This window comes from Bdellovibrionales bacterium, from assembly GCA_016716765.1.
Lineage (GTDB): Bacteria > Bdellovibrionota > Bdellovibrionia > Bdellovibrionales > UBA1609 > JADJVA01.
Window position 1 is genome coordinate 777,673 of record JADJVA010000025.1, and the last position, 18,128, is coordinate 795,800.

The following is an 18,128-nucleotide window of genomic DNA, read 5'->3' on the forward strand; positions in this document are numbered from 1 at the left end:
GTTGAATATACGCAAGTACCGAAGTTCCTTTCTCGTCTATACGATTGATTCTAACGAATCAAGGCGGAGGTTTATTTCTGACGTACTCTCCTCTCTGGATTATCGAGTGGACAAACATGAATCGCTTCAAGGGGCCTTGGCTGCCTTGCCAAACAGTCCACCCCATTTCATCATTATTGACGGTGGCCTTCTTTCATACGATCGCTTGCGTGAATTTCTTGATTTCTGTCCAGAAACCCATGTGATCGCAATTTGTCATCGCGGAGAAGAACAAGAATTTTTTTCGATGCTAACAAAGGGTCTCTATGATGTATTGAGCTGGCCACTTATCGATAGCGCACAGTTAGTCGGGGCCATCGATCGAGGGGCTGAGCGCGATTATTTTCAGTATAAGAACGAACAATTGATAGCCAAATTACAGGTTTTGAAGGGTCAATTGGCCGATGAAAATCGAGACCCAAATGCCAAGGAGCAGCCGAGGGCTGAGCAATTGGCTACCCAAAATATTCAAGGCACCCAACCTCTCGAAACGCGGGTATCTGTTCAGTTGCAAAGTCTTGGTGAATTGATGAAGAAAATGAGTGCCGCGGGGACAATGCAGGAAGGCATAGAATTATTATTGGAAAATGCCTACGCCTGGTTTGGTCAGCCAGTGATTTTTTTTAAGTATCTGCCTGCGAGACGTTCACTTTTCTTAAATTTGGCTTCGGGGTTGGTGGCAGAAAAGTATCGTGGCGTGGGGATTGATTTTTCTCTTGGCCAGATGGACTTTACCTCGGCACAACTTAAAACCCCTGCAGATATTCCAGCTTTTCGAGAGATGTTGGCGTCTGCTTTGAACATCAAAGAATTTTTGTCCTATCCTTTGATCGAGGATGGGGGAGTGAAGGGAATCATTGTCGTCGCTAAACAGGATCTTGGAATTGACGAAGTTCCTTTTCGTTTGATGTTGAATTATGTGTGGAGCCATTGTCTCCAGTTGGCACTGAGGGGCCGGATTCACAGCTTGGAAACTTCTGACCCAACGACTCAGGTCTGGAATCAAAGGAGTTTTGATTCCAGATTGAGAGAAGAGCTCTCTCGCTCTCGTCGAACAAAATTGCCAGTGTCCTTGATCAGAATTGGGATTGATCGATTTGGAGAGATTAAAAAGACAGCAGACAGTGAGTCCATAGGACTTTTGTTGAGAGCAGTTGCGGGAATAGTAAGGAAGACCAGTAGAATCAACGATATCGTTGGACGATTGAGTGAAGACGAGCTGGGGCTGGTACTACCGCACACTGGCAGCAGGGGGGCGGCCATCAAGGCGGAGAGATTGAGAAGAATGGTCGAGTCAGCAGACTTCTCAAAGGTTTTGGGAGGGAAAAAGGCCGTGACTGTCAGCGTGGGAGTGAGCGAATATCCCTCGTTTTGTCACGATGCCGACGAGCTTTATCAGTCGGCTGACAACGCTCTTTTTCAAGTTAAAGAGGCCGGCGCGAACAGGGTCTGTTTAGCTTCGGTACCCGATGGATTTGTGGCTGATTTTGAGGTAGGTCCGACGTGACCATGAAGCCGTCTAGAAATACCTCGGTAGAAATAAATCGACAGGCTCTCATCGCGAATTACCGAGCCTTAAAATCTCTCTCAGGGCGGGATGAATTTTTCTGTCCTATGATCAAATGTAATGCCTATGGTCATGGAGCTGTTCGGGTGGGTCGTTGGCTCTTCACAGAAGGTGTCTCGTGTCTGGGGGTGGCCCTTATTGAAGAAGCCTTAGAGCTGCGTCAGGCGGGTCTGACCCAGGTTGATATCTTTGTGTTTGGAATATTTCACCGAGATGCCGCGCGAGTCATTATTGATCAGAACTTGGTACCCGTCATTTCGACCTTCGAAGAAATTGAATATCTTCGTCAGGCGTTACGGCAGGGTGAGACCCTCAAGGTTCATATTAAAATCGATACAGGTATGAGGCGTCTCGGTTTTCAACCAAGTCAGATTTTAGACGTGAGAAGGCATTTCGAAAAAGCTTCGGGTTTGAGGTTAAGCGGACTCTGTACTCATCTGGTGAGCGGGGATGATGTGGGTTGTCAAGTTTCGCGGTCGGCGCTTCAGCTAGAGGAGCTATTTGCTATTGAGCGGCTTCTTGGAACTCAGACATTGGTTAAGCATGCTCTCAATAGCGCCGGATTGATTAATCGAAGCTTCTCCAGTGAAGATGATTCGTCACTGCGCCAATATAAAGGCCTTGGCTCCCGACCGGGAATCGCCTTGTACGGCGGCTTTGATAGTCGTGACTGTGTGTCTGAAGCGGGCAAGACTTGGGTTGATTCACAGCTGCAACCTGTAATGACCCTTGCTGCCGAATTGATTATGATTCGTGACCTTAAAAAAGGTGAATCCGTTTCTTACGGAGGAACTTGGGAAGCTGGCGGTCCAGCACGAATTGGAGTCGTGTCTGTAGGCTATGGGGACGGCTATCGTCGAGCATTTTCAAATAGGGGGAAATTTTTAGTCGGTCGGCACACCGTTCCGGTGATAGGTCGTGTGTGTATGGATTACACAATGATAGATTTGTCTTCCCTTGCGGAGCCAGAACAGCCGAAGGTAGGAGATCAGCTGGTAATTTTTGGGGATTCAACTAAGCTTCTGAGGGCTGTCGATTTGGCTCAGGATTTAGACACGATTTCCTATGAAATCATGACGGGAATTACAGCTCGGGTACCGCGGCGAGAGGTAGAGTGAACCGGCAAGACAATGAAGGTGAAATATGGCTTCACGAAGTTTTTTGGATTCATGGATTTCCTATCGCCGGACCTTAAACCACAAAATTGATCAAGTTTTTCTGGTCTTGTGGCGCTACACCTATGAAATATTTTTCGTGTGCGGAAAAGCCACAATATTTTTTATTGGGTCTGTGCGGTTGGCGTTTACAAGGCCCTTTCGATTTGACGAAATGGTCAGGCACATGGAGTTTGTTGGGAACAAATCGATTTTAATTATTGCTCTTACCGGCGTCTTTACTGGCTTGGCACTTTCTTACCAAATCTATCTTGGTTTTAATTTGGTGAATGCAACGAATCTTGTGGGCCCAACTGTGGCTCTGGGGATCACACGTGAATTAGGGCCTGTGCTGACAGGATTGATTGTGTCGGCGAGAGCTGGCGGCGCGATGGCGGCAAGGCTCGGGACAATGAGAGTATCGGAGCAAATTGATGCTCTTGAAGTGATGGGCATTGACCCTCGGCAATATTTGGTCAGTCCAAGAATCTTGGCGGCTGTTTTGACAATGCCTTTGTTGTGCGGTGTTTTTGATTTCGTTGCGATGGCCGGAGCTCAGTTTTTGTGTATCCATGTTTTGAGCTTAGATGAAGCCGTGTTTTGGGACAAGATTCGCTTGTGGCTAGATCCAGGCGATATCAACGAAGGACTGTTAAAGGCCGGTGTTTTCGGCATGGTCTTCGCGGCAGTTTGCACCTATATGGGCTTTAACACAACGGGTGGAGCAAAGGGAGTTGGGGAAGCGACCAATAAGGGTGTCGTTTACAGTATGGTTATAATTATCTGCTCCAACTTTTTTATGACCAACCTGATTCGTTTCTATTATGCCATCATGGGAATTGAATGACGATGAAGACCGCTTCATTGGGCTCAGCTATTGAAATAAAGGATCTTTACAAGTCTTTTGATGGGGGGAAGGACTTTGTTCTCAATGGCCTCAATCTTAGTATTCCAAAGGGTGTCATTACGGTGCTGATTGGTTACTCAGGTACTGGTAAAAGTGTATTGCTAAGACACATATTGGGTCTTCTCAAGCCCACATCTGGGACTATCGAAGTACTTAATCGAAATCTCTGGGAAATGTCAGATAAAGATCTAGTCGAGTACAGGTGTCGACTGGGAGTGCTGTTTCAGTACGCTGCTCTTTTTGACGACATGACCGTATTGGAAAATGTTTGCTTTCCATTGAAGGAGCATCGTCGTGATTTGAGCCCTGGGGCAGTGATCGATATTGCTGTAAATAAATTGCAAATATCAGGAATGGAAGCCAAACATTTTGCAAAATTGCCCGGCGAATTGAGCGGAGGGATGCGAAAGCGCGTGGGATTGGCTCGTGCGTTGGCCCTTGATCCAGAAATCATTTTATACGATGAACCAACGACGGGATTAGATCCCATTCTCACTGAAATGGTGGATAATTTGATATTGGAAACCCATCGTCGTCAAAAAGGATGCACTTCGGTGATTGTGTCCCACGATCTTTTTGCTGCTTTTCGAATTGGTGAGTACATAGTGATGTTAGACAAGGGAAAGGTGCTCCTCTCGGGAACGGTCGATGATTTTTTGCATTCAGAGGTGGATCTGGTTAAGAGATTTGTTCAAAAGGGTTTTTACAAAAAATGATGTTTTTTAATGCACCCGAATTTAAAGTGGGAGTTCTCGTGGTGACAGTCGCGGGCCTCATCGCCGTGATGTCTATGAAAGTGGCAGAGGGCCCCGGCATATTGGGGAGCAACAGCAAACATAGTTTTGTCCTCCAAGATGCAAGCGGGCTCGTGCGCAACAGCTCAGTAAAGATGGCAGGGATCAAAGTCGGCGTTATCGATGAGATTGTATTGGAGGCCGGTAAGGCTCGAGTGAGGATTATCATAGACAAGGGTGTTCCGCTCACGATGTCGGGAAAGGTGGAAATTCGGGCTGATGGCATTCTTGGCGACAAACACGTTGAATTGGTTCCGGGAAATCCAGCCGACCCACTTCTTCCTGATGGTTCAGAGATTTTCAATGCCTCAGAAAAAGGTTCGATGGATAAAATCATGAACGAAGTCGGAAGGATCACCGAATCCCTGGGGAAGTTGTCTGATACCTTAAATAATGCGGCGAGCGAGGGCGATCAGTCCACGACCATTGGTCGCATTCTTAGAAATATTGAGACGGTCTCTAAAGATTTGAGCGAATTGACTGGTAACAATAAGAGCAAGATTCATGACATCGTGGACCAGGTTCATGGAATCACCGCAACTTTGGATGAATTTATCAATGATGACAGTCCCAAAGGGTTTAAAACAGGTTGGCAGAAAGCCGTCGATGGGCTTCATCGAATCGATGCCACCTTAAAAAATATCGAAGAAATCACCGACAAGGTCAATCGTGGGGAAGGTACAATTGGTAGGCTAGTCAACGATGAGGAAACCGTTGATGAACTGAATTCCGCCATACGCAATGTGAATGATTTCATTGGCGGAGCCGCCCAGATGGAAACAAGTGTTGATTTTCACTCAGAATATTTGACTCAGATGTCTGATGCGAAATCCTTTCTTTCTTTGCGAATCCAGCCAGGGCTTGATCGTTACTATGAGTTAGGTGTTGTGGATGACCCGAAGGGTCTCGTGAAGTCAACTTCCACATCCACAGAAGTGAATGGGGGGGCGCCAACCATTACTGATGAGACGAAGACCTATCGTAATCAAGTGAAGTTCAATGCCCTTTTTGCAAAGAATTTTCACGATTTTACGATAAAAGGTGGAATAATTGAGAACTCAGGAGGGGTCGGTTTTGATTATCACCTTTTGAATCGGCGTTTGCGACTAAGTCTTGAGGCTTTTAATTTTAATGATATATATGTTCGAGCTTATGCTCGATATAATCTCATGACGGGTATTTATGCGATAGGTGGCGGCGATAACATCTTGGGGCGTGCTGGTGAATTCAGTTCCTTTATTGGAGCAGGGATCTTTATTACTAACGATGACTTGAAAGCTTTAGCTTCGAAGGTTTCATTCTAATGTTTAAAAATGCTTTGGTCAGTGTATCTGATAAGTCCGGGTTGATTGAATTTCTAAGGCCATTTGCTGCGAAGGGTCTTCGCATTGTTTCAACGGGCGGAACGGCTCGTTATTTAAATGAAGCTGGGTTTACAGTTGTTGATATTTCAGAACAAACGGGTTCTCCCGAGGTTATGGATGGTCGAGTTAAAACTCTTCATCCGAGAGTCCATATGCCAATTTTGGCACGTGCCTTGGTGAGTTCAGACATGGAACTGCTTGAGGATGAAGGCCTCGAGCCTTTTGATTTAATTGTCGTCAATCTTTACCCTTTTTCCGAGGCCTTGAAACAGGAGAAGTCTCAAGAGGAACAAATTGAATTTATCGATATTGGTGGTCCTTCGATGCTTCGCTCGGCCGCGAAAAATTTTTCGCGGATTTCAGTTGTATGTAGTCCAGGAGATTATGATTGGATCAGCAAAAAAAGTGAACTGACTCTGAAGGACCGTCAGTTTTTGGCTGCAAAGGTCTACGCTTTAACTGGGAGCTATGATGCAATGATTTCCCGCTATCTTGGGGCCGATCAAACATATCCATCCTTTGCGTTTGGTGGTGATTTTGTCCTTCCCCTGAGATATGGAGAAAATCCTCAGCAACTTGCTGGGTGGTACCAATTGCCATCCGCAAAATCAGGCCTTCATCAATCCCAAGTTCTGCAAGGAAAGCCCCTTTCGTTTAATAATATATTAGATTTGGATGCGGCTTCTGAGACTCTTCATGAATTTAGCGAACCTGCCTGTGTTGCTGTCAAACATAACAATCCTTGTGGGGTTGCGATAGGTAAAACAGCATTTGAGGCTGTGGTGGGGAGCTTGAAGGCAGATCCGGTGAGCGTTTTTGGTGGTGTCGTGGCCATTAACGGAAAAGTGGATGGTGATATGGCGATAAAGCTTAGCGAGATTTTTTTGGAGTGCATCCTTGCTCCAGATTATTCTCCTAGTGCATTGGAGATTTTTTCTAAAAAGAAGAATTTGCGAGTACTGAAATGGCCACAGATTGTGGATCGGTCACCAGAGTTGAAATTAAAATCGATTCGGGGCGGTTTTTTGGTTCAAACCCAGGACGAGGTGGTTGGTTGGTCCAGCGCTTGGAAGATTATTGGAGAATCTCCGAGCGCAGAGGTGAGGAGTGACCTCAGTTTGGCTTGGAAAGTGTGTGCGCATCTCAAAAGCAATGCAATAGCTTTGGTTGCAGGAGGCGTTACTGTCGGGCTGGGGATGGGTCAGGTGAACCGAGTCGATGCGGTGGAACAGGCGATTGTCCGAATGCGGAAGTTTCATTCAAAGGCCAAGTCAGTTGTTTTGGCGAGCGATGCATTTTTTCCTTTTCCAGATTCTGTTGAAATCGCTGCGGCAGCTGGGGTCAAGTGGATGGTTCAGCCAGGTGGTTCAGTAAAGGATGAGGAAGTCTTCACTAGGGCCAAAGACCTTGGTGTGACTATGGTGCTTACAGGAACAAGGCATTTTCAGCATTAGAGCTAAGGGAGCTTATAGGGGGGGGATTGACAGCTCAAGATAAGCCATGGTTGGTCAAGAGCGGGGGGAGAGTGGTGGGCCCCTATTCTAAACAGCAAATTGAACAGTTGCTAAGATCTCGGGAAATTTCGGTGATGGACGAAGTCTCCCAGCCATGTAGACGTTGGAATTGCGCCAAAGATGTTCCTTTTTTTGCGAATGTCATCGAAGAAATCCGAGTTCAAAACTATAGGTTTGGCGAGGATACAGTTACCACTGCGATCGAGGGCACAGGTACAATTACTGTAACTGAACCGGTTGATGGATTTTCAGATGATCGCACAGATGAAATAAGTAAATTTCAGAGATCCAAGGCCGAAATAGTTTATGAGGACATTGATGACGGGTCCAAGCCTTCATCGCAGGCGGGTGGGTCCCAGCCTTCATCGCAGGCGGGTGGGTCCCAGCCTTACAAATCATTTGGTTATCAAAATGATCTGGTGATTGCCAACCAAGCTCGAGCAACTGCTCGGTTGGCTTGGTTGGTAACTGGAGCGATTCTTTTTGGCATCGTCACTTTCGTTTTTTATAATCGCTTTGTGGCTGTTCCTTTTCAGAATAAAGAAACGGCGACGGATGTTAAACGTATGGCAATGGAATCTCTTGTCGTCGGGGACTATGCCGAGGCGATGGAATACTTTCAAAAGGCTTATCGTCTGGACCCGCGAGACGGCGATATTTACGCCTATTTAGGAACTCTGCAAATTCAAGTTGCGGGTCAAACGGTCGAGGGCCGCAGAAAACTTCAGGAAGTCCTCTCGAGCGGTCGTGGCGTTTTTCCTAAATTGGCGATGACCGCCATCGGTATTGCAGACCTGATAGACGGAGATTCGATTTCAGCAGATGATAAATTCAAAAAGGCTCTGGCTTTGGATCCCTACTATGCGCCGGCAAAGATAAATTTGGGAGCTTCGGCCTTACAGCGTCGGGAATTTAAAATTGCAAGGGAGTGGCTTTCTTCTGTCGTTGATCAGGGCACTGACGAGGGAGCAGCCTATCTGATGTTGGCCGAGACCGATATAAATCTTTTCCGCGAAGAAAAGGATCCCAGATACCTAGAGCACGCGCAGAAACAACTGACGCGACATATGCAGAAATCATTTGATTACTTTCAGGAAGCAGCATTAATGCTCGGCTACATCGATTTCATTTCGGGTCGAAATGAGCAATTAGAACAGAAGTTAGGTCTTATTCTCGACATAGATCCTATGCAAACGGAAGATCACCGTCACGATTTGTTTGTGTATCGTGGTCGAGTTTCTTGGAAGTCGCTCCATCAAATGTGTTTGCAAATGGTCGGAGGCATGACGCTTTCACCAAGAGTAAAGGCTTTGCGTGGGTATTGTTATTTTCGAGGAGGGCAGGAAGTGGAAGCCCTGAAATCTGTTGATGATGCAGTAGCTCAAGGGGTCAAGGATGCTTTGGTCCAGTCTCTCTATGCCTTTATTCTCGATGGAATTGGGCAGGAGACGAGAGCTTCTGTGGCTTTGGGCAAGGCGACAGAGCTAAATGCAAGCATTCGACTTGCATTGCCGATGATTTTGCAGGGTCGGTTTTACGCTCGAGCGGGTAAACATAAGATGGCCTTAGAGCTTTGGCAGGCTCTGTATCGCGCAGACGAAAAATCTCTGGTTGGTTTGGCTGGTCTGGCTGAGGCTCATTTCTCATTGAAAAATTATTCTGAGGCGCAAGGTTATTTGGTGGAAGGTTTTCGTTTGTCTAAGGATTACCGTCCGCTTTATCGCGTCAAGAAGAGGGCTGAACGTGAGGGCCTTATGCCTAAGGGAAGCTTTTAGTTGTGAAGCGGTCGAACTATTTTGTTATTTGGACAATATTGTGCTTTTTCAGCGCAGGCTGTTCGAAATCTTCACCGATTGTTTTGTCCCAGAATCTTTCAAGTGGGCAAATGAATGGGACCGACAAATATGTGAAGGTCCCGGTTGAGCTCATCAAGGAGGTTGAATCCGAATACCTGAAGGTTTTTAGGAAGGCAAAACCAGAAAACTCTCAGACCGATGGTGAAATAATTGCTCAAATTCCTCGTCGGTCAGTTGAGCTTACAGTAAAGCTAGTTGCTGATGGGGCTGGGATCCTGAGAAGTAATGCTGAATTTCATCTGGCAAGAGGAGGTGGTGTCCTCGATTTAGCTGATTGGGTTACTGGTGTGCGCGGTGATTTCTACTGGTCCGCAAAAGTGAAGTTAACTGAGTCTATGCAGCCCAAGCATTTGAAGGTCTATTTCGTCAGCCGCGCTCCGACCAAAAATATAGAGGCTGAGAAATGGGGAATGGGCTGCGATAAATATTCTGAAATTACCTCTTTTTATCATCAAACCTTGAGCCAATTGGGATGGAGACTTAATTCTACTCAGCAAAGATATATTTATGCTGTTTCTGGGACCTATTTGTTTGTCTACACGAGCCCTGAAGAGTTATTAGTGACGAGTCTCTCGATCACAGATTCACGCTACAAGAGCCAACTCTGTCTACACTAGATAGTGCAATGAAAGGAGATCTTAAAGATGAACTCTATTTTCTTGATATTATCACTTGGAATTGGGGCCCTCAATGTCTGACGTTCTTGCTGAAAATCAAGTCAAGCAATATGTTCGTGAGCTCAAGGACAAAGATGCGGTAGAGGCCATTTTTCTTGTTCAAGAAAAAATTGCATTGACGGATAAAAATGGCCGTTCTTATTTAAGTCTCAGTCTCTCTGATGTCAGCGGAGCAATTGACGCAAAGGTTTGGGAGAAGGCAGAGGCCGTTGGCCAATTGTTTCAGCAGGGCGATTTTGTTTTTGTGAAGGGACACGTCCATTTGTACCAAAATCGCCGTCAGCTTGTAGTGCATGACTTAAAGAGGGTGCCGGTCGACAAAATCAATCGAGCAGATTTTGTTGCTGACGCTCTGAGAAGTCCGGCAGAAATGTATGACGAGCTCTGCCTGATTATCGATTCCCTGGATGATCCTCACATTCGAGAACTTATTCGATCAGTTTTTAGCGATGAATCAATAAGGGAAAGAGCCTTGGTTTGCCCTGCCGCCAAAACAATTCACCATGCCAACATCGGCGGTCTGCTTGAGCACATATTGAGTATTTGCGGGATTATGGAATTTCTTGCAAAACATTATCCAGTTTTAAATCGAAACTATCTGATTTTTGGGGCTATCTTTCATGATATAGGCAAAATTTGGGAACTAGAAATTTCATCTGGAATTCAGTACACCGATGCCGGTCGCTTAGTTGGTCACATGGCAATAGCCTGCCAAATCATTGATGAGAAGGCCGGGAGAATATTAGGTTTCCCTATGGCTTTGAAGGACGAACTCAAACACATTGTATTGAGTCATCATGGAAAGCTGGAGTATGGATCTCCCAAGCGGCCTAAGTTTCTGGAGGCAATGGTAGTGGCAATGGTTGATGAACTGGACTCAAAGATAAATACCATGGTTGGAGCTTTGAAGTCTGAATTGGATCAGGGTGAAGGCTGGACTCGTTACAATCAACAATTCGATCGTTACCTGTATCTTGAAGTATTCCGCAAGCAGCTAAATCGATTAAGATCGTAGGCCGAAATGTCTCTCTATGTGATAGCGACTCCTATCGGAAATAATGATGACATGGGACTTCGAGCTCTCAGTATTCTTCGTGAGGTCGAGGTCATTATTACCGAGGAGCGAAAGGAAGGATCCAAGCTTTTGCGTCATCACGGAATATCCGGAATTCCGCTTGAGGTTCTCAATGAACATACAGATCGTGAGGACATTGATCGGCTCGTCGAAATTTGTCGAACGAAATCGACTGCTTTGATTTCTGATGCCGGAACTCCGGGTTTTTGTGATCCTGGAGCTGAGTTGGTTTCACGCTGCAGGAAAGCAGGAATCAGAGTCCAATCCGTGCCGGGGCCTTCAAGCCTTATGTCCTTATTGAGTATATGCGGGCGTCGATTGGACCAGTTCTTCTTTCGTGGATTTATTTCTGCAAAAACGGAAGAAAGAATTTCTCAGCTTGCCGAATTAAAAAATGTGAAAATTCCAGTGGTCTTGATGGATACTCCTTACCGATTAAAAAAAATTTTGGCGGAGTTAGCAGTCAGTCATCCAGAAAACCTCATCTTATTGGGACTTAACCTCAGTCAGGCCGAGGAAGAATTTCTTGAGGGAACTGCGAAAAAAGTCTTGAGCCAACTCAAAGTCGATAAGGCCGAATTTGTTCTGATTCTCTTACCTTCAAAGTAAGAAAGAGTATACATTTCCGCTTGATTGTTGTTCCAAACTCCAAAGGTCCTGGCTGAAGCAATCTCAGGAGTTCAGGATCGAGTTCGGCTTGGTGCAGTGCTCACGACGTGAGCGCTGCTGCCGGACGCATGTTTGAAGATCCTGGACTCCTGAGATTGCTTCAGCCAGGACCTTTGGAGTTTGGAACAACAATTAAGCGGGCCAGTTTATGCTATTTAAAACTACCCTTGATACTGGGTAAATCAACTGGAGTCTTGGCTTTTCCGCTATGAATTGTATCAACAAAGACCACTTTGACTTTGGGAACTTTGGAAATCACTTCATGGATGATCACAGGTTCATTCTCAAAAAACCAAATTTCTTCATATCGGCTGGAAAGATTGATGAGTCTCTCGACCTTATATGCTGCATCCTCCAGACTTTGATGTGGCTTAAGAATCACGTGAGAATGTGGATTTTGAACGGGGAAGTTCCATTGACCGAGAACTTCCAATGTTCCTCGTCCCATTCTTTCATGGTCTCGGCCCGTCAGATACTTTATTGTGGCGCCTGCTTCGTGGAGTTCCTGTACGAATTCTAAAGCTCCCTCATAAAGAACATCGTGTTGGAGATAATCGTTGCTAAAAAACCTTTCGACCCAAAATGCTCTAAGAGTTTCAAAGAAATCGAGAGTCGATCGAATCTGACTTCTCTCCAAAGGAGGCCTTATGCCCCAGTCAATGGGATGTATGATGATTTGCTCCAACTCAATAGCTTCTTTTGGATAGCGCTTCTTTGTTTCATTATGAGTTGCGAATTCTCTCAAAATCACTTGGGTTCGTGGACTCACCTCGAAAAGGGTAGAATCCAAATCAAAAACAGCAAGCAATGGTGAGTCTTTCAGCTCCTTGCGCTGACGAGCCAAATCACATAAAACGTGCTTAATTTCAAATGCGTTTTTCAATCGAATTTCCTTTCTAAATACGCACTCTCATTTAAATGCGTTTCTTTCTTCGAGGGGCCTCGGCACTTCTTTCCTTGAATGCAATATCTTGTCAACCAAGATATTTGAATTTTAGCTGGCTAAGAATTTGATCCCATTTGCCTCAAAATGGCACGGGATAAATTCTTTAGTGATTCAGATTGTTGAAAATTGACGGAGCACGCTTAAGTCAGAGTCAGCAAAATCCGATATTTAGACTAGGTTGCGGATTTTTTGTTAAATAAAAGAAGGATTTTACTATGAGTTCGGAAGGCTTCTATGTTTCTCATAACGGAAATCAGATTGGCCCTTATTCGGTCCAAGCCATTTTTGAGATGGTGAAAAAATCGGAGTTAACAATTCTCGATTACCTTTATGACCCGGCCAAGAGCGATTGGGTGTTACTTATGGAACATCCAGATCTTACATTGCTACTAAAAGATCACAAGCCCGCCAGCCCTCCAAAACCAAAAGTTCATGCGCCTGTGAATAGCCATCAAAGCGACGAATATAAAACAGATCCAATATTTGATGAAGCCATGTTAGGGTTAAAATCCAAGACGACCCACCAGGCTGTCGAATGGTATGTTCTCAAAGGTGATAATAAATTTGGCCCATTCTCCTATCGCGAAGTGCTAAAAATGCTTCAGGAAAAGGTTGCCTTTGAGTTTGATTTTGCTTGGCATCCTGGTCTTTCGACCTGGGTGAGGATAGCGGACCTTGATGCATTCAAACCTGCGTATATCAGTCAGATTCAAACCACGGATATGCCGGATATTTCCGAAGTATTTTTTCGTCGTCGTCATCGCCGTGTGAAATTTGGTGGTACCGTGCTTATTCATGATAATAAAAGTGTTTGGAAGGGGACGGGGGTTGAAATAAGTGCCGGTGGAGCAGGCGTTATCATGGAAAATGCCATGATAGTTCCGGGACAGATTCTCTATCTTCATTTCAAGCCCGGAGATGAGGTCCCGCCGTTTAATGCCACTTGTGAAGTTGTTAGCAAACAGTTTGTTGAGGGAGTGAAAGATCGCAATACGCCTATTCGATATGGGCTAAGATTCACTCATATTAGTCCCTCAGCTCAGAGCCTTTTGCAGGAATTTACAAATCGCACAGAAGTGGCATAGGAACTGATTTTTTGTGACTTTGTATGATTTTGTTGGATTTGGAATTGATAGTTGGTCAGTTGAAATTGGAAAGCTCGAAGTCTTGCATGTACCTTGAGAGCAAATACGGACGTTATTAGACGTCAAGGATGATCAAAATAGAATGGGTACATGCTGTATTCAGATTAAGTCCTTCTGTTATTTTGACAGTTAGGGACGGAATTTCATACAGCTTAAAATTGGTGATTTAAGTGAACAGGGATCATTGGAATCCAAAAATTCATTTCGTATTTCGAATCGGCATTCCGACCTTTGGAGTCATGTTCGCTCTCATTTGTAGCGAAGTGGCCACGGCCAAGGGCAAGGAAAAATCTCCCAATGAAACAGGTGGTTTGACGGATCTTAAATTCGTGGAGGGGGATGATAGAGGAAATGAGGTTCGCGCCATAAAAACGGAAATGCTGGTGACTGCGAGTGAAGAGCGAGCCGTCAAGCAAATCCAGGCCTTGTTAAAGAAATACAGGGGAACGCCTTTGGAACCGGATCTCATGTTTCGCTTGGCAGAGATGTATATGCGGAGAGCAAAATCAGAGACGTTCTTTGAACTGAATCGTCTCTCCGATACAGTTGTGACATTGGCTCCCGAAGAGATAACTAAAGTTTCGTCGCGTAAGGCAATTCAGTCGGCCATTGACATTTACGAAACTATCCAGAGTAAGTTTCGTGATTATGGACAAATGGATGTCGTCTTTTTTAACAATGCTTTTGCACGACAACAGTTGGGCCAAAATAGAGAAGCTGAGCAGCGCTATTGGCTGTTGATCAAGACGTTTGGTGATTCTTCGTTGGTCCCAGATTGTCATTTGGCGATTGGCGAGTTATCTTTTGATCGTCAAGATTTCAAGAATGCTCTTGATCACTTTAATGCAATAAAAAAATATCCAGATTCGAGAGTCTATCCCTACGGCTTGTATAAAGCTGGATGGACTTATTACAACATGCGAAATGCACTGGCTGGATTAAAGGAGCTTGAAAAGACCGTCGAATACGGTCGTTTTGTCGTCAAGAACAATATCGATGCTCGACTCGATTTGCGACGTGAAGCTCTTTCAGATATGACGATTTTCTTTGAAGAAGTATATCCTGCAAGTAAAGCTTGGACTTATTTTAGCGAACAAGCTCAGGGGCTTGAGGTGGGTCCTTACTTAATTAAGATGGCAAATCTATATAAGCGGCACAGTCGATTTGGAGATATTGTCGCGGTTCTCAGGGATTTCTCGAAGAATCAGCCGGAGTCTGATTTACGACCTGATGTGGATAATGAGTTGGCGATAGCTTATGACAATCTGAAAGATTACCCATCGGCTGTCGCTCAATTGGAATCTCTCTTCAAAATCTGTGAGCCCAAAGGGCGCTGGGAAATGGTTCAGTTGGGAAAACTTTCGGCAAACGCACCAGCAAAAAAATCTAATGGGACAAAAACCTCAGTCGCAGACGCAGGGCCTCAGCCACATGATCTGTGCAATGAAAAATTAGAGGACACTTCATTGCGCTTGGCTACGAGATGGCACAAGCTATGGCGAACAAAGAAGGAAAATGGAAACTTGGCTGAGAGTGCGGAGAAGGCATTTGAAATCTACTTGCGTCGGGCCATAGTTTCTGAAGAAACCCTTGATGTTAGATTTTCATATGCAGAACTTCTTTTTCAAAGAAATAAATTTCGTGAAGCGAGCGATAGTTATTCTATTGTCGGAAAGGGATCAACTCGAGTGGAGAAGAGTCACGAGGGTCTGTATGCAGCCTCACTCGCACTTGAGAAGGCAGTTGGCGAAAAGTGGAGTGATCAAGACGAAAAGCAGTTTGGCTCTCTTGTGAGAGAATATGTTAACCGCCACAAGGACGGAAAATTTCGATTAGACCTTGAGTTTAAAGTGGGCCTCATTGCCTATGATAAAGGTCGATATGGAGATGCAGCCCCTGTATTTCATCGATTGGGAAATGAGTTTGCGAAAGATGAAAAAGGTCGTAAATCTCAGGATCTTTATTTGGACATTCTCAATATTAAAAAGGACTACGCCTCTCTCAAAAATTATGCCGCGCAGTTGAGGCAGTCAGAAAAGGGGACGGGCGATCGAAAAGACAAGCTCACGAAGATATACGAGCAGGCCTATTTTATGGAGGTTCAAACGATTGAGGAAAAAGGCGATCTCAACCAAGCCCTGGTGGGATATAAGGGCTTTATTTCAGCGAACCCAAGCTCGCCTTTGACTGAAAAAGCATGGTGGAATTCGATACAGGTGCACTTTAAACTGTCAGATCTATTGGGAGGAGCTGACGCATGCGAGCAATTTTACCAAAAATATCCAAATTCCAAAAAGTCTGTTGAAGCTCTTTTGAGAGCCGCTCAGACATATGAGGAAATTGTTCAGCTTGAAAGGGCTTCGCGCGTTCTCCTTCTTTTGAGTAAGGCAGATGTTTCCTCGTCGGCAAAATGGAAGAGTTTAGCAGCTGATTATCAATCCATTTCTGGCCGTCGCGATCAGGCGATCTCCTTATACGAGGAGTTGAGATCCTCTAAAGATGCGGCTATCTCGTTTCATTCTCTCGAACAACTCGAAATATTATCTCGCGATAAGGCGGTGGGACCATCCCGAAAGGCCCTTCTTAAAGCGGTGGCTCATTCTGGACGCGAACCACAGGCAAGTTTGGCGCGTCTTGAAATACTAGAGGAAATATACAGTTCTGGTGATCTTTCCGAAGCATTTAATGAAGCGAAGAAAATAGTGTCACTAGGGAAAAGCGCATCGAAAAGGGCCTTAGCAAGGGCCAGATTTATCCAGGCCCAAATCCTTGAAAAGGAATTTTACAATCAAAGCGTAAAAGGAAAAGCCGAGCGGATAACTGTCGTTTTAGCTCTAAAGACTGAGAAGTTAGAAAAAGCCCAACAAGCCTATCAGGATTCGATTAAGTATGGAAATCCCGACACAACTGTAAGTTCACTGGAAAAGCTAAGTGATCTTTATCGGCATTTTGTGAACAGTCTTCGCGGCATGGAACTCCCTGAGGGTCTTGAATCGCGAGACGAACCTGTATTTCGGGAAGAAATGGAAAAATTGGCAATTCCACTTGAAGAGAAAAGTGTGGAGGCATTGGCTCAGTCTCTGGAACTATCGCGGAAGCTAAAGATCAGAGATGGATCAGTAGCAAGGCTACAACAAAAGCTCAACCAGGCCAATATGATCAGTGATGAAATGCCTCGAGTCGATATTTTGGCGCCAGCCCCTGTTCTGCCCGCGTTTAGCCAGGAGGTCGGCACATGAGAATCCTTTCCCTGTTTCAATTGCGACTTGTTACCCTGATCCTCTTGAGTGGGTGCGCAACGGTAGGGTCAAAACCAAAAGTAGATGTGAGCAAATATACAAAGTCAGTCAAAGGCCAATCTGTTCTTGCGACGAATCACTATATGACCTGTCCGAAGGCCGTAGACTTAGAAAAGCAGACCACTTGGATTGAATGGGTAAAAATGGCCAACGGTTGTCTCAGAGAAAATCGCTGGAAAGAGGTGGAAGCCATTGGCCATAGACTTGCACAAATTGAACCTCAGAGCCCTTGGGGTGTTTATTACCTGAGCCTTGGAGCTCTGGAGAGACAGGATTATCGGCGCGCTCTATGGATGATTGATGTCGCACTCACGAAAGCTCCGGCAACTGGAATATTTTATTACCAGAAGGGCAGAGTGTTGTGGTTCATGAAGGAAAATATGGCGGCCTTAGCCTCTGTTGAAGAGTCCTTGCGCTTTGATTCGGGAAATATCGCCGCACATTACCTCTTAGGCCAAATCCATTTGAGGGATTTGGACTTTTCCAAAGCCGCAGATCATTTGAGTCTTGTGATTAAGGAAAAAAGCAGAGATCCCATCGTCGTGGATCAATTGGCTTATTGCTATTTTAAGTTGAAGAAGTCTAAAGAAAGTCTCGAGTTACTAGACTTGGCGATTGGTGATTCGCCCGATCGCGTGGATCTGAGACTTCGTCAAGCTCAGATATTTGAAGAGCAGATGAAGGATGAGGAGGGAGCGCTGGAATTGTACCGCAAGCTCAAATCCCTCATCTTGAAGGGGAAGCTTGCTGGTACTCCTTCATTTAATATTGACAGTAAAATTAAGACTCTTGAGAACTTATTAAGCCAACGAAAGCCAGCCACTCAGGAAAAGGTCAGTCTTCGAGGGAAAGAAGATGCTGGCGGAGAGGTAAGAAAATGAAATTCATAATGGCGCTAATACCGCTTTTTTTTATTTCCGATGTGGCGCACGGAGAAAAAGGCAAGAGTCATAAAAAGACTCAAGAAGTTAACTTTGAAGGGTCTGACATTGATGGCCAAGTGAGAAATCCAGATGGTGCCTATTTGCTACAGAAAAAGGGCGTCAAGTTTATGCCCCTTTATAAGGTTCAAAAGCATTTTGATGAGGAAATAAAAAGTTCCGTAGATTACTTAAGGTGAGG

15 protein-coding genes are annotated in these 18,128 nt (G+C 45.1%); 14 read left to right on the forward strand and 1 reads right to left on the reverse strand.

The annotated features are described in order from the left end of the window. Position 1: 1 nt before the first annotated feature. The 10 genes from IPL83_20105 (at position 2) to IPL83_20150 (ending at position 11,556) form a co-directional block, all read left to right on the forward strand. Complete coding sequence (locus IPL83_20105) at positions 2-1,546, forward strand: GGDEF domain-containing response regulator (protein ID MBK9041427.1); 1,545 nt, start codon at positions 2-4, stop codon at positions 1,544-1,546. Between the two features lie 2 nt (positions 1,547-1,548). Next, on the forward strand, positions 1,549-2,724 hold the full coding sequence (gene alr, locus IPL83_20110; protein MBK9041428.1) for an alanine racemase: 1,176 nt from the start codon (positions 1,549-1,551) through the stop codon (positions 2,722-2,724). A 25-nt stretch (positions 2,725-2,749) separates the two neighbouring features. After that, positions 2,750-3,607: an ABC transporter permease gene (locus IPL83_20115; GenBank protein MBK9041429.1), complete on the forward strand. Its 858-nt coding sequence runs from the start codon at positions 2,750-2,752 to the stop codon at positions 3,605-3,607. Positions 3,608-3,609: 2 nt separating this feature from the next. Next, positions 3,610-4,383 (forward strand): ATP-binding cassette domain-containing protein, encoded by a 774-nt coding sequence (locus tag IPL83_20120; GenBank protein MBK9041430.1) that lies wholly within the window; start codon positions 3,610-3,612, stop codon positions 4,381-4,383. Beyond that, positions 4,380-5,765, forward strand: coding sequence for an MCE family protein (locus tag IPL83_20125; protein ID MBK9041431.1), 1,386 nt, complete (start codon positions 4,380-4,382; stop codon positions 5,763-5,765). Before IPL83_20120 ends, IPL83_20125 begins: the two co-directional genes overlap by 4 nt. After that, entirely contained in the window at positions 5,765-7,279 is a 1,515-nt protein-coding gene (purH, locus tag IPL83_20130) for a bifunctional phosphoribosylaminoimidazolecarboxamide formyltransferase/IMP cyclohydrolase (protein ID MBK9041432.1), read from the forward strand. The genes IPL83_20125 and purH overlap by 1 nt, the downstream gene beginning before the upstream one ends. Before the next feature lie 26 nt (positions 7,280-7,305). Then, positions 7,306-9,114 carry a hypothetical protein gene (locus IPL83_20135; GenBank protein ID MBK9041433.1) on the forward strand — a complete coding sequence of 603 codons (1,809 nt, stop codon included), beginning with the start codon at positions 7,306-7,308 and terminating at the stop codon, positions 9,112-9,114. A gap of 2 nt (positions 9,115-9,116) precedes the next feature. Beyond that, positions 9,117-9,812: a hypothetical protein gene (locus tag IPL83_20140; GenBank protein MBK9041434.1), complete on the forward strand. Its 696-nt coding sequence runs from the start codon at positions 9,117-9,119 to the stop codon at positions 9,810-9,812. 73 nt (positions 9,813-9,885) lie between these two features. After that, positions 9,886-10,887 (forward strand): HD domain-containing protein, encoded by a 1,002-nt coding sequence (locus IPL83_20145; protein MBK9041435.1) that lies wholly within the window; start codon positions 9,886-9,888, stop codon positions 10,885-10,887. Between the two features lie 6 nt (positions 10,888-10,893). Next, a complete protein-coding gene (locus IPL83_20150) occupies positions 10,894-11,556 on the forward strand; it encodes a methyltransferase (protein ID MBK9041436.1) in 663 nt (220 codons plus the stop codon). Positions 11,557-11,767: 211 nt separating this feature from the next. On the opposite strand, the gene IPL83_20155 is transcribed toward IPL83_20150, so the two are convergent. Continuing rightward, a complete protein-coding gene (locus IPL83_20155; GenBank protein ID MBK9041437.1) occupies positions 11,768-12,499 on the reverse strand; it encodes an HAD family hydrolase in 732 nt (243 codons plus the stop codon). 278 nt (positions 12,500-12,777) lie between these two features. On the opposite strand from IPL83_20155, the gene IPL83_20160 reads away from it, so the two are divergent. The 4 genes from IPL83_20160 (at position 12,778) to IPL83_20175 (ending at position 18,126) form a co-directional block, all read left to right on the forward strand. Next, positions 12,778-13,647, forward strand: a complete 870-nt coding sequence (locus tag IPL83_20160) for a PilZ domain-containing protein (protein MBK9041438.1) — start codon at positions 12,778-12,780, stop codon at positions 13,645-13,647. A 230-nt stretch (positions 13,648-13,877) separates the two neighbouring features. Next, positions 13,878-16,946 (forward strand): tetratricopeptide repeat protein, encoded by a 3,069-nt coding sequence (locus IPL83_20165; protein ID MBK9041439.1) that lies wholly within the window; start codon positions 13,878-13,880, stop codon positions 16,944-16,946. Continuing rightward, positions 16,943-17,887, forward strand: a complete 945-nt coding sequence (locus tag IPL83_20170; GenBank protein ID MBK9041440.1) for a hypothetical protein — start codon at positions 16,943-16,945, stop codon at positions 17,885-17,887. Before IPL83_20165 ends, IPL83_20170 begins: the two co-directional genes overlap by 4 nt. Beyond that, positions 17,884-18,126, forward strand: a complete 243-nt coding sequence (locus IPL83_20175; protein ID MBK9041441.1) for a hypothetical protein — start codon at positions 17,884-17,886, stop codon at positions 18,124-18,126. The genes IPL83_20170 and IPL83_20175 overlap by 4 nt, the downstream gene beginning before the upstream one ends. Positions 18,127-18,128: the final 2 nt, after the last annotated feature.